The following is a 12,674-nucleotide window of genomic DNA, read 5'->3' as shown; positions in this document are numbered from 1 at the left end:
GAGCATTAACCTGCTTTTTGGCTATCTTGCCATTTTTTAAAAGCCGATTGCATGGCCTGACGCTCATATGGTTTCACTAAACGACTTTCTAATGAAGCAAAATCACCTTTATAAGCAGCAGCGACCATCGAGTTTGCCAGTTCTTGAATACTCACGCGCCCACGGTGTTCATATTGCTGGACTTCTTCATGGGTGAGTTCAACATCCCAACATGACACGACAGAACTGAGATCAACCGCAATGCTCAAGTAATATTGATCAAAGTCTTGATAAAGTTCCCAAAAATGCGGCTCATAGGCAATAAGGTTCATTGTGCAATGCTAGCTGATTGAATTTAATCACTATAAAGATTGTATTGAATAAAATATATTCAACTTTAGATTGATCAGTTTTTCAAAGAATTTAGGGATAAAAAAACCACCCTTTCGGGTGGCTCTTTCAATCTCAAACTGCGTCTTATTGAGCGCGGTTTTTGATTTTGCGGATGGTTTCCAACTGAGCAGCAGTTTCTGCAAGAGCAGCCAAAGCAGCAGCTGAGTCCAAGTCGCTCTTTTGATTTGCTAACAATTGTTCAGCTTGTTTACGCGCTTCAATAATTGCTGCTTCATCAAGGTTGTCAGCACGTACTGCAGTATCTGCAAGTACAGTAACAACGTGCGGTTGAACTTCTAGTACACCACCTGATACATAGATTAATTCTTCTGTACCATTTTCAAGCAGAACGCGGATTGCGCCCGGCTTGAGCAAAGTTACTAGTGGCGCATGGCCAGGCATAATACCCAACTCACCACCAGCACCTTTAGCAATTAGCATAGTTACAGTGCCAGAGTACAAAGACTCTTTAACACTTACAACGTCACATTGCATAGTTGACATGAGAATCTCCTAAATTAGGTAACTAATTAAAGTTTCTCAGCTTTAGCAATAACTTCGTCAATACCACCAACCATGTAGAACGCTTGTTCTGGAATGTGGTCGTATTCACCAGCTAGAAGACCTTTAAAGCCACGAATTGTTTCTTTAAGCGGTACAAGTTTACCAGGAGCACCAGTAAACACTTCAGCTACGTGGAACGGTTGAGAGAAGAAACGTTGGATCTTACGTGCACGGTATACAGTAAGTTTGTCTTCTTCTGCCAATTCGTCCATACCAAGAATTGCGATAATGTCTTTCAATTCTTTGTAACGTTGAAGAACGTTTTGAACTGAACGAGCGATTTCGTAATGCTCAGTACCCACTACAAGTGGATCTAACTGACGTGAAGTAGAGTCAAGTGGATCGATCGCTGGGTAAATACCAGAAGATGCGATGTCACGGCTCAATACAACAGTCGCGTCCAAGTGAGCGAAGGTAGTAGCAGGCGATGGATCTGTTAAGTCATCGGCAGGTACGTATACCGCTTGGATGGACGTAATAGAACCAGACTTAGTAGACGTAATACGTTCTTGAAGAACACCCATCTCTTCTGCAAGAGTCGGTTGGTAACCTACTGCAGATGGCATACGACCTAGAAGTGCTGATACTTCAGTACCCGCTAGTGTATAACGATAGATGTTGTCGACGAACAATAGAACGTCACGGCCTTTACCGTTTTCGTCTTTTTCGTCACGGAAGTACTCAGCCATAGTCAAACCAGTCAACGCTACGCGTAAACGGTTACCTGGTGGCTCGTTCATCTGACCGTAGACCATTGCTACTTTGTCTAGAACGTTAGAGTCTTTCATTTCGTGATAGAAGTCGTTACCTTCACGAGTACGTTCACCAACACCAGCAAACACAGATAAACCTGAGTGAGCTTTCGCGATGTTGTTGATCAACTCCATCATGTTTACAGTTTTACCAACACCGGCACCACCGAACAGACCAACTTTACCACCTTTAGCGAACGGGCAAAGTAAGTCAATTACTTTAATACCAGTTTCTAAAAGGTCAGTAGAAGCCGCTTGTTCTGCATAAGAAGGCGCTTGACGGTGAATTGGTAAACGAGCTTCAGTACCAACAGGACCAGCTTCGTCGATAGGGCGACCAAGAACGTCCATGATACGACCTAAACATGCAGTACCTACAGGTACAGAGATAGGCGCGCCAGTGTTAGTTACAGTAAGACCACGCTTAAGGCCTTCAGTAGAACCCATTGCAATAGTACGAACTACGCCATCACCAAGTTGCTGCTGAACTTCTAATGTAGTTTCAGTACCATCAACATGGAGAGCGTCATAGATCTTAGGAACGCTGTTACGTTCAAACTCGACGTCGATAACCGCGCCGATGATCTGAATGATACGACCGCTACTCATTGCTGTCTCCTCAATTCAAACTAATAATGTTAAACGGCAGCGGCACCACCAACGATCTCAGAGATTTCCTGAGTAATCGCGGCTTGACGCAGCTTGTTATAAATAAGTTGTAGGCTCTTGATCAATTCACCCGCGTTATCAGTTGCAGCTTTCATTGCAACCATACGAGCAGACTGTTCACATGCGATGTTTTCAATCACACCTTGATAAACCATAGACTCAATGTAACGAACCAATAAACCATTTAAAAGCTCTTCAGCTTCTGGTTCATAGATATAGTCCCAACCGTATTGACGATTTAGGCCTTCGCTTTCCTCAGCAGCTGCTAAAGGAACAAGCTGTTCGATTTTTTGGTTTTGAGTCATGGCGTTGACAAAGCCGTTTGACACTAGATAAATACGATCTAACTCGCCTTTATCAAACGCGTCTAACATCACCTGTACAGAACCAGTTAACTGTTCAAGACTCGGAGCATCACCTACGTTTGTAGTTGCACCAAGAACTTTACCGCCGTAGTTTTTAAAAAACGAAACCGCTTTTTGACCAATTAAAGCAAATTGAACTTCAATTGACTGCTCTTGTTGCTGTTGTACGTGTTTGACCACTTTTTTGAACAAGTTAATGTTCAAACCACCAGCAAGGCCGCGATCTGAAGAAACAATGATATAGCCAACGCGCTTTACAGGACGTTCAACCATATAACGGTGTTTGTATTCAGGGTTCGCTTGTACCAAATGAGCAATTACACGGTGCATATTTTCGGCATACGGACGGCCTTGAGCCATGCGCTCTTGCGCACGACGCATCTTAGAAGCTGCTACCATCTGCATCGCGCGAGTAATTTTCTGCGTGCTTTTGATACTAGCTACTTTGGCGCGAATTTCTTTTAAATTTGCCATACGCTTAACCTAGTATTCGAAAGCCCTTTCGAGCTTTCGAAGGTTGATCCGTGAACCAAACCAGAACCAGATTCAACATCGTTGAATCTTAGTAAGTTTGAGTCGCTTTAAAGCTTTCAATACCTGCTTTGATTGCTGCTTCGATTTCTTTATCGTAAGCACCAGTCTCGTCAATTTTTTGCATTAACGTAGCATTTTCTGAACGGAAGTAAGAGATCAACGCAGCATCAAATGCAACGATTTTCTTCACTTCTACGTCAGCCATGTAGCCTTCGTTAGATGCATAAATTGAAACAGCTTGGTCAGCAATTGAGTATGGAGCATATTGTTTTTGCTTCATAAGCTCAGTTACACGTTGACCATGTTCAAGCTGTTTACGAGTTGCTTCGTCAAGGTCAGAAGCGAACTGAGCAAACGCAGCTAATTCACGGTATTGCGCAAGAGCGGTACGGATACCACCTGACAATTTTTTGATGATCTTAGTTTGAGCAGAACCACCAACACGTGATACAGAGATACCCGCGTTCACAGCAGGACGAATACCTGCGTTGAATAATGATGTTTCTAAGAAGATCTGACCGTCAGTAATCGAAATTACGTTAGTAGGTACGAATGCAGATACGTCACCGGCTTGAGTTTCAATAATCGGTAATGCAGTTAATGAACCAGTTTGGCCTTTAACTTCACCGTTAGTGAATTTCTCAACGTAGTCAGCAGATACACGTGAAGCACGTTCAAGTAAACGTGAGTGTAGATAGAATACGTCACCAGGATATGCTTCACGACCTGGTGGACGACGTAGAAGCAATGAAATTTGACGGTAAGCAACAGCTTGTTTAGACAAGTCATCATAAATGATAAGCGCGTCTTCACCGCGGTCACGGAAGTACTCACCCATTGTACATCCAGCATATGGAGCAAGATACTGCATCGCTGCAGGATCAGCTGCAGCAGCTGCTACAACAGTTGTGTACGCCATAGCGCCAGTTTCTTCTAGCTTGCGCACAACGTTAGCGATAGTCGATTGTTTTTGACCAATTGCTACGTATACACATTTAATGCCAGAGTTTTTCTGAGCGATGATCGCATCGATCGCCATAGCTGTTTTACCAGTTTGACGGTCACCGATGATCAACTCACGTTGACCACGACCAACAGGGATCATTGTATCTACTGATTTATAACCAGTTTGTACAGGTTGATCCACTGATTGACGCCAAATTACGCCTGGTGCTACTTTTTCAACAGCATCAGTAAGTTTTGCGTCAATAGGGCCTTTACCATCAATTGGGTTACCCAAAGCATCTACTACACGGCCTAAAAGTTCTGGACCAACCGGAACTTCTAATACACGACCTGTGCAACGCGCTTTTTGACCTTCTTGAAGGCTTAAGTAGTTACCTAAGACAACGGCACCCACTGAATCCTGTTCTAGGTTCAGTGCCATACCAAATAAGCCGCCGTCGAATTCGATCATTTCACCGTACATTGCATCAGCAAGGCCGTGAATGCGCACAATACCGTCGGAAACCATAACAATGGTCCCTTCGTTCTTAGCGGTCGCGCTGGTGTCCAGATCGCCGATACGCTGTTTAATGAGCGCACTGATCTCGGATGGATTCAGTTGTTGCATTGCGCTATACCTCAATCTTTTTAAAGTTCAGTCTTCAAGCTGTTAAGCAAGAAGACGAGTCCGCATTTTTTCAAGCTTGTTAAGCGCAGAATCATCTATCACTTGGTCGCCTGCACGAATAACTACACCTGCGATCAACGCTGGGTTAACTTCTACTGAAACATTTACGGCAGCTTCGAATTTTTTCTCTAATGCATGCGCAAGTAACTGTTCTTGTACAGAAGTCAATGGGAATGCAGATTCAATCACTACATCCACAGTATTGTTATTCTGTGATTTGAGCTGTTCGTATTCTTCTGAAATTTCAGGAAGAAGTGCCAGACGGTCATTATCAGCAAGCAATGTCAAAAAGTTTGACACTGCTGCAGTCTGGTCTTCACCTAAAACTTTTGCGAAAACACTTACCTGCTCAGCAGGAGTAAGCTCAGGGCGATTTAGATAAGCTGAAAATGCTTCGTCTTGCACCGCAGCACTGAGCAAGTTTAATGCATTTGACCAAGCGTCAGTTGCATTTTGCTCAGAAGCGTAAGCAAATGCTGCTTTAGCGTATGGGCGTGCCAACGTCAAGAGTTCAGCCATAATCCGCCTCTCTTAAAGTTTAGCAGCCAGCTGAGTCAGCATGGCATTGTGAGCTTCTGCGTCAACTTGCTGGTTCAGAATTTTTTCTGCGCCAGTAACTGCAAGAGCAGCAACTTGTTGACGTAATTCTTCGCGAGCAGCATTGATTTCAGTATCAACAGCTTCTTTAGCTTGTTGACGAATACGCTCACCTTCAGCCGCAGCTTGAGTACGCGCTTCTTCTACCAATTGCGCACCACGACGGTTCGCTTGTTCGATCAATTGAGCCGCTTGTGCTTTAGCCGCATCTAATTCAGCTTTCACTTGTGCTTGCGCATCCGCAAGGTCAGCTTTCGCTTTTTCAGCAGCGTTTAAGCCATCAGCGATTTTACGCTGACGCTCACTAATCGCATTGATTAGTGGTGGCCAAACAAATTTCATGCAGAATGCGACAAAAATCGCAAAAGCAATCGCTTGGCCAATCAATGTGAGGTTGATATTCATTGCTATTCCTCAATAGTTTAATTTAGGAATTAAGCTGATTAACCTACAAATGGATTAGCGAAGATGAAGAACAAGCCAATACCAACACCGATCATAGGCACAGCATCAAGAAGACCCGCGATTAAGAACATACGAGTTTGAAGTTGTGGAGCCAATTCTGGTTGACGAGCAACAGCTTCTAAGAAACGGCCGCCTAGAAGACCAAAGCCAATCGCAGTACCTAAAGCACCAAAAGCGATCAAGATAGCAGATGCAATTGCAACTAGACCTAAAGTGAGTTCCATGATAATTCCTCAGAGGTTAGGTTTATACCAAATTAAGTTAAAAAATTGTGTGCCCAACCACCCTTTGACAGTTGAGCAATACCATTAATGCTTTTCGCTAGCCATACTCATATATACGATAGTCAACATCATGAAAATGAATGCTTGTAACGTAATAACAAGAATATGGAAGATCGCCCAAGGCACAGACAACGCCCACTGGATCCAGAACGGCAATAATGCGATCAAGATGAAGATCAACTCACCCGCATACATGTTACCGAACAGTCGTAGAGCCAATGAGATTGGACGTGCAATAAAAGTTACTAATTCAAGAATAATGTTTACTGGAATAAGTAATGCTTTTAAAACTGGGTTACTTGGGTTAAATGGGTTAAGTGCAAATTCTGCACCGAATCCGACAAGACCTTTCTCACGGATACTATAGAAAATAGTTAACGCAAATACTGACAATGCCATACCAAGGGTAATGTTAGGATCAGTAGATGGAACGATTTTGAAGTAAACGTGGTGAGGATCCATACCAAACACGTTAGCACCGATCAATTGAGCTGTATAAGGAATCCAGTCAACAGGGATCAAGTCCATCAAGTTCATGAGGAAAATCCACACGAAGATGGTCAACGCTAACGGCGCGATTAAGCGCGATTTGCCATGGAAAGTGTCACGGACACTTGAGTCAACGAACTCGATAATCATTTCGATTGCAGACTGGAACTTGGTCGGAACACCAGAGTTTGCAGCTTTCGCCACAACCCAGAACAACAAACAGAAAACAATACCAAGGCCGATAGACCAACCCATTGAATCCAAGTGAATAGCAGTGAACCCCATCTCTTGAGCTTCTTTAGCAGTCTCAGCTAACTTCCAAGTACCATCTGGCATTTTGCCATAGGTCATGTTAGTCAAGTGATGCTGAATGTACTCGGTCGAAGTAAGGGCATGTTCTTCAGCAGCCATAAATCACACCTGGTCAATGTCAAAACTAATAGAGAAAACGAATATCGCGTGCTGCCTGATATCTCGTTACTCTCCAAAAAACTTTTCAATTTTTTTGTTGTGTTTATACTCGTTTTTTTAAGCGTGTTGCCCAAAAAGGAGCGACCCACGACATACTTTGTACGAGCATAAAACCACAAAACAATGCCACCGCTGACAACGGTTTGACATTGATCAAAATCAAAATGAATCCAACAATCACGATTGCAAACTTGCCCATTAAGCCACGATACATGTTTGACAGCACCTGTTTAGAGGCGCGGGCACCAGCCGCACGAAACGACTGCCATGAAAAGTAGCTACTTGCTAGCCAGCATACCAACGCACCCAAAGCTGCACTATATGCTGTGATTGTGTCTTTAAGGACCCAACCAATCAGGGCTGAAACAGGAATCATTACTGCTTGTAAGATGACTAAAGCTTTCGCTAATCGTCGATCAATCATGCGACTAGTTCGACTCATTTTTGTTCACTCACAGCAATTCTGCTTGACAAGTTTAACTGATGATTATTTTTAATCGCAGGCATTATAGAGTTACACCCCTTAACTTGCAATCTTTTCCCGACCTTAGTCGTGTTTTTTTAAATTGGTAAACTGCTTTCAAACTAATCAATAGTTGTTTGTTTTTTACATTACTTTCGCGCATTTAGTGTGCATTTCAGGGTTTTATCAGCCAACATCTTCCATGCTGTTACAAAATCCCCTGCCCCACTCATGGTTTCGTCCACCGGCTGAAAGACGATGCCACCGAGCTTTTGATACTGATTTTGGCTGGCATGTGCTTCTGCAAGTAAGCATACTTTTGGCTGTGCACGATGGTCTTTCAGGTATTTGATTTGTGCCAATGTCGGTGCGACATGTGGATCATCTGTCAACGCACCGGTAAATTTCAAATTCAGTGAGCGCTCAAGATATTGATAGGCATCGTGGTAAGACCAGTAAGGTTGAGCACGGCTCGACACATCTGTTTTTTGGGCTGTGATCAAGAGTTTCTGCGCAAATGCACGCGCATTAGCCCAATATTTTTCACGATGTTCTGGAAACTGTTGTGAACGTAAAGCAGCAATAAAAAAGCCGATTCGAACCGCATTGTTAGGTTCAAGCCAGACATGGGTATCGATTGTGCCTTTTAATGCATTGCCTCGGACATCCCGTAATGGCAAAGCACTGATAATGCCTGAGTCTAAAATAGCGATACTTTTGCCACTTTCACCCAACATTTTTGCTAAAGGTGCTTCGTGTGCATGGCCTAACCATAAAACGAGATTAGCATCTTGCACGGTTTTACGGTGCGCAGGCGTCAAACTCACATCATGTCCAGATTGATGGTCAAGCAATAGTTTTGGCTGCTCTACACCCTTGAGTACATCCTTCGCGATTAGATAAATCGGTTGTGTAGAAACAACGAGGCCTTGCGCCCAGCTCATCACACTAAATAAAGCCAAACCACAAAAAAGAAATACACGGGACATGGGAAGAGAGCACCATAAAATGAATAGTGTTATAATATAACAAAATCGTAAAAAAACCTACGTCTGTTCGTAAGTCCTTACGCTTCATGTTAAGATTTAAAGTCTTTTTCTTTATACAGTTTCGTACTCGAGGTTGGCTATGAGCGCATGTTCACACGAACATCATAATGCTTTGCATGGTGTACACGATCATCATAATGTCGAACAGCGCCTTGCTGAAGCTGAGAGTCTCTGTAGTGCGACGGGTGCTCGGCTTACTCCCTTGCGTAAAGAAGTATTAGAACTGATCTTAAATGCAACAGGACCAATGGGCGCTTATGACCTTTTGGCTAAAATCAAAAGTGAGTCTGACCGACCTGCAGCTCCACCGACAGTGTACCGTACGCTGGATTTTCTGCTTGAAAAAGGTTTGATTCACCGCCTAACGTCGATTAATGCTTATATCCCATGTTGTCATCCGCGCGAAGGACATCAAGCTGCATTTCTGATTTGCACCGATTGTAAATTAGTCAAAGAAGCATCTGCTCAAGGCTTGATGGCGCAACTCGATGAATTGTCTGCATCCGATGGCTTTACTGCACATCACAGTATTATTGAAATTTCAGGGATCTGTCAGCAGTGCCGCAGCAAACACTAAATATGAAGCCCATTGTGGCTTTAGAGCATGTTCATGTCCGAATCGATGAACGTGACATTTTAAAAAATGTAGATTTCGCCTTACACGAAAAAGAAATTGTCACCTTAATCGGTCCCAATGGTGCAGGCAAATCCACGCTCATCAAAGTGTTGTTAGGTATTGTAAAACCTGTATCTGGCAAAGTGATCAGCACACAAAAATTAAAATTTTCATATGTGCCACAAAAATTTAATCCATCACACAGCTTACCGCTACGTGTGTGTGATTTATTGGCCCTAGAAAAATGTGATGCCAGCATTAAGCAAGAAATTATTCGTGATACAGGCATTGCCAAGTTACAACAATCTAAAGTTCAGCAATTATCGGGCGGCGAACGTCAACGCGTTCTGATTGCACGGGCTTTATTGCGTCAACCGAATGTATTGGTTCTAGATGAACCCATGCAAGGTCTGGATATCCAGTCTGAAGCGGAACTGTATGACTACGTGCGTAGCTTGCCTGAAAAATATGGCTGTGCAGTTTTGATGGTTTCTCATGACTTACAGTGGGTCATGCAAGGAACACATCGTGTGGTTTGCCTCAATAAGCATATTTGCTGTAGTGGCTTGCCTGAAAATGTGCAGCAACATCCTGAATATCAAGCGATCTTTGGGACAAACCGTGTGTTCTATCAACACCATCATGATCACTGTGCGCATGGCGATAGTGCAACGCCTTGCCAGCATGACTCTCGTCCTCATATTCACCCTGAACCGGAAGCATAATTCATGATGGAATGGCTACAACTCCTTTTGCCAGCATGGATCATGGGCACTTTGCTGGTGTTCCTGACTGCACCGCTTGGCTGTTTAATGTTATGGCGTCGCATGTCATTTTTTGCGGACACCATGGCACATGGCACCTTACTCGGTGTCGCCATTGCCGGTGCAATGAGTCTACCGCTTTGGACGGGCGTTACATTGATTGCGCTCTTATTGGTTGCAATCTTATGGGTGTTACACGATCCACGCTTGCCCAATGACGCCTTGCTCGCGCTTTGTTCGGCTACACTCCTGTGCTCAGGCTTACTCTTCATACAACATTTGCCAAGCTTAAGACCTGAATTACTCAGCTATTTATTTGGTGATTTACTCACCATTTCTTGGTCAGATTTGCCTGTCTTTGCAGTGGTGATCATTGTGGCACTGACCGTGCTGTATAAAAGTTGGCAATCTCAGATTCAGATTGCCATTGACCCCGATATTGCGGTCAGTGAAGGTGTCAGCGCTAAATGGCAACGTCTGATTTTTATGTTATTACTGGCATTATTTACTGTATTGGCTTTACGTGCTGTCGGCTCATTGCTGATGGGTGCATTGTTAGTGATTCCTGCATTAACCGCTCGTTTATTGGCAAATTCCCCGAAGCAAATGGTACTGTGGTCTTTCATCATTGCCCAAGTCGGTGTAACTGTAGGCTTATGGTCAAGTGCTGGTTTAAACACCTCTACAGGACTGACCATTGTATTAACTATGGCGCTGCTCTTTGCCCTAATTTTTATTATGCAAAAATTTAAGAAAGTGGCTTAAGTAGCAACGTTCATTGTTCAATTCGCGACATATCAAAAAAAAGCCATGCAGTTGCATGGCTTTTTTTGCACGTCAAATACGATACTCAGAATCATCTAACTGGATTTATTGATGCACCAAACTCAATAAGCTCGCCGCACAAGCAAATAATACCGCAAAAGCTCGATTCAAATATTTTTGTTGTTTGGGTGATTTTAACAACCGCAGCACTTTTGCAGCGAGACCGGTATACCCCGCCATGACAATCAAATCGATGCTAATCATTGTTGCAGCCATGATGACATATTGAATCCATTGGGGTTTGGATAAATCTAAAAACTGCGGCAAAACCGCCAACAAAAATACAATCGCTTTAGGGTTGCTCATATTGACCAAAAAGCCATGTACAACTAATTTTAAACGTGATTTATTTGGTAAATCTTGTTGGATTTCAATTGACTCTGTTGGCGCTGTCCACTGTAAATAAGCCAAATACAATAAATAGCCCACACCAAACCATTTCACGATCAGAAAAGCCCATGGTGTCGTCGCAAATAAGAACCCTGCCCCAGCTGCAACAATGACTATCTGAACCAAAAGTGCCAATTGCAGGCCGATGGCATTCCAATACCCATGCTTAAACCCATAATTCAAACCACTCGACATAGACGCAATTGCACCTGCACCTGGGGAAACACTAATCACCCAACATGCCAACATATATGCAATCCAGATTTGATAGGACATCATTAGCTCAAGTTTGAAATGGGTCTGTATTATATGACATTTACTCTATTTTCATGACAATAATGCACGCTAAAAGGCCAAATGAAGGCTACACTCTCAGCGCTGCTTAAGGCACAATACACACAGCCACTCAGAAATTATAATTTTTAGGAGCCATGAATGTCTGCTCAATCTGTAATTTTGCCATTACCCTCAGATCATGCTCGTTTTATTGTTTTACGTTTAAAAGATTTAACGATTAGCGAATTAAAAGAACAACTTGAAGACTTACTTAATACTCGTGATCGTCTGATTACCCAACATCCAAATGCACAGATTAAAACGGCTGTGGCTTTTGGACCAGAACTTTGGGCACAACTTTACAGTCAATCCCCGGCAGGCTTTAAACAACTTGATCCAATTCAAGGTTCATTTAACATGCCTGTAGCCCCAGCAGATGTATTTATCCATATTGCAGCACAGCGTACAGATATTTGCTTTGCGCTGAGCCAAGCATTCTTTGATGGTATTCAAGATAAAGTTGACGTACTGGATGAACGTGTGTGCTTCCGCAATTTTGATGGCCGTGATTTAACCGGCTTTATTGACGGAACTGAAAATCCGCAATTTCCAGATGATCGTGCTGAAACAGCATTACTAGCTGAAGAAGCTGGCGTATTTGCCAATGGCTCTTTTATTTTTGCACAGCGTTATGCGCATAATTTGGATAAATGGAAAAAGCTGAAAGTCGATGCGCAAGAGCATGTAATTGGCCGTACTAAACTTGAGTCTATTGAGTTAGATGAAGATGAACAGCCTGAAAACTCACATGTATCACGTACAGTTGTAGAAGATGGTGAAGGTGAAGAAATGGCGATTTTGCGTCATTCACTCCCTTATGGTGATGGCCGTGGCGATCAAGGCTTGTTCTTTGTGGCATATACCAATGATTTAAGCATTATCGACAGCATGCTAGTACGTATGTTTGGCACCAGTGGTGACGGCATTCATGACCGCTTACTTCACTTTGTCACTCCTATGGATGGCGCTTATTACTTTGCACCGAGTGAAGAGTTATTGGAAGAAGTGCTGGAAGGTTGAATAAATAAAGCCGACG

At 43.2% G+C, this 12,674-nt stretch carries 16 protein-coding genes; 4 read left to right on the top strand and 12 right to left on the bottom strand.

The genetic code is table 11. The features are described from left to right. Positions 1 to 5 precede the first annotated feature (5 nt). The 11 genes from FTU38_RS04050 to FTU38_RS04000 form a co-directional block, all read right to left on the bottom strand. Positions 6 to 311, bottom strand: a complete 306-nt coding sequence (locus tag FTU38_RS04050) for a hypothetical protein (protein WP_180005339.1) — start codon at positions 309 to 311, stop codon at positions 6 to 8. Between the two features lie 145 nt (positions 312 to 456). Beyond that, complete coding sequence (locus FTU38_RS04045) at positions 457 to 876, bottom strand: F0F1 ATP synthase subunit epsilon (RefSeq protein WP_078191472.1); 420 nt, start codon at positions 874 to 876, stop codon at positions 457 to 459. A gap of 26 nt (positions 877 to 902) precedes the next feature. Then, a complete protein-coding gene (atpD, locus tag FTU38_RS04040; RefSeq protein WP_078191473.1) occupies positions 903 to 2,297 on the bottom strand; it encodes a F0F1 ATP synthase subunit beta in 1,395 nt (464 codons plus the stop codon). A gap of 29 nt (positions 2,298 to 2,326) precedes the next feature. Further along, positions 2,327 to 3,196 (bottom strand): F0F1 ATP synthase subunit gamma, encoded by an 870-nt coding sequence (atpG, locus tag FTU38_RS04035; protein WP_078191474.1) that lies wholly within the window; start codon positions 3,194 to 3,196, stop codon positions 2,327 to 2,329. Positions 3,197 to 3,284: 88 nt separating this feature from the next. Further along, positions 3,285 to 4,829: a F0F1 ATP synthase subunit alpha gene (gene atpA / locus FTU38_RS04030; protein WP_180110611.1), complete on the bottom strand. Its 1,545-nt coding sequence runs from the start codon at positions 4,827 to 4,829 to the stop codon at positions 3,285 to 3,287. 42 nt (positions 4,830 to 4,871) lie between these two features. Next, positions 4,872 to 5,408, bottom strand: coding sequence for a F0F1 ATP synthase subunit delta (locus tag FTU38_RS04025; protein ID WP_078191476.1), 537 nt, complete (start codon positions 5,406 to 5,408; stop codon positions 4,872 to 4,874). Positions 5,409 to 5,420: 12 nt separating this feature from the next. Further along, positions 5,421 to 5,891: a F0F1 ATP synthase subunit B gene (locus FTU38_RS04020; RefSeq protein ID WP_078191477.1), complete on the bottom strand. Its 471-nt coding sequence runs from the start codon at positions 5,889 to 5,891 to the stop codon at positions 5,421 to 5,423. A gap of 38 nt (positions 5,892 to 5,929) precedes the next feature. Next, entirely contained in the window at positions 5,930 to 6,175 is a 246-nt protein-coding gene (gene atpE, locus FTU38_RS04015) for a F0F1 ATP synthase subunit C (RefSeq protein ID WP_000424060.1), read from the bottom strand. A gap of 84 nt (positions 6,176 to 6,259) precedes the next feature. Further along, positions 6,260 to 7,135 (bottom strand): F0F1 ATP synthase subunit A, encoded by an 876-nt coding sequence (atpB, locus tag FTU38_RS04010; protein WP_078194024.1) that lies wholly within the window; start codon positions 7,133 to 7,135, stop codon positions 6,260 to 6,262. A gap of 103 nt (positions 7,136 to 7,238) precedes the next feature. Next, entirely contained in the window at positions 7,239 to 7,637 is a 399-nt protein-coding gene (locus FTU38_RS04005; RefSeq protein ID WP_078194025.1) for an ATP synthase subunit I, read from the bottom strand. Between the two features lie 170 nt (positions 7,638 to 7,807). Beyond that, positions 7,808 to 8,647: a metal ABC transporter solute-binding protein, Zn/Mn family gene (locus FTU38_RS04000; protein WP_180110610.1), complete on the bottom strand. Its 840-nt coding sequence runs from the start codon at positions 8,645 to 8,647 to the stop codon at positions 7,808 to 7,810. A gap of 139 nt (positions 8,648 to 8,786) precedes the next feature. Between FTU38_RS04000 and FTU38_RS03995 the strand changes: the two genes are divergently transcribed. The 3 genes from FTU38_RS03995 to znuB are packed head-to-tail and all read left to right on the top strand — an operon-like array spanning position 8,787 to position 10,852. Beyond that, positions 8,787 to 9,284, top strand: a complete 498-nt coding sequence (locus tag FTU38_RS03995; protein WP_168378806.1) for a transcriptional repressor — start codon at positions 8,787 to 8,789, stop codon at positions 9,282 to 9,284. 2 nt (positions 9,285 to 9,286) lie between these two features. Then, complete coding sequence (gene znuC / locus FTU38_RS03990) at positions 9,287 to 10,048, top strand: zinc ABC transporter ATP-binding protein ZnuC (RefSeq protein ID WP_373683079.1); 762 nt, start codon at positions 9,287 to 9,289, stop codon at positions 10,046 to 10,048. Positions 10,049 to 10,051: 3 nt separating this feature from the next. Beyond that, positions 10,052 to 10,852 (top strand): zinc ABC transporter permease subunit ZnuB, encoded by an 801-nt coding sequence (znuB, locus tag FTU38_RS03985; protein ID WP_078191483.1) that lies wholly within the window; start codon positions 10,052 to 10,054, stop codon positions 10,850 to 10,852. 105 nt (positions 10,853 to 10,957) lie between these two features. On the opposite strand, the gene FTU38_RS03980 is transcribed toward znuB, so the two are convergent. Then, complete coding sequence (locus FTU38_RS03980; RefSeq protein WP_180005346.1) at positions 10,958 to 11,578, bottom strand: LysE family transporter; 621 nt, start codon at positions 11,576 to 11,578, stop codon at positions 10,958 to 10,960. 159 nt (positions 11,579 to 11,737) lie between these two features. On the opposite strand from FTU38_RS03980, the gene FTU38_RS03975 reads away from it, so the two are divergent. Next, positions 11,738 to 12,658 (top strand): Dyp-type peroxidase, encoded by a 921-nt coding sequence (locus FTU38_RS03975; RefSeq protein WP_180010769.1) that lies wholly within the window; start codon positions 11,738 to 11,740, stop codon positions 12,656 to 12,658. Positions 12,659 to 12,674 lie beyond the last annotated feature (16 nt).

It is taken from the genome of Acinetobacter sp. YH12098, from assembly GCF_013419235.1.
GTDB classification, from domain to species: Bacteria; Pseudomonadota; Gammaproteobacteria; order Pseudomonadales; family Moraxellaceae; genus Acinetobacter; species Acinetobacter amyesii.
Note: the sequence above shows the minus strand (reverse complement) of the source record. Positions and strands in the feature narration are given on the sequence as shown.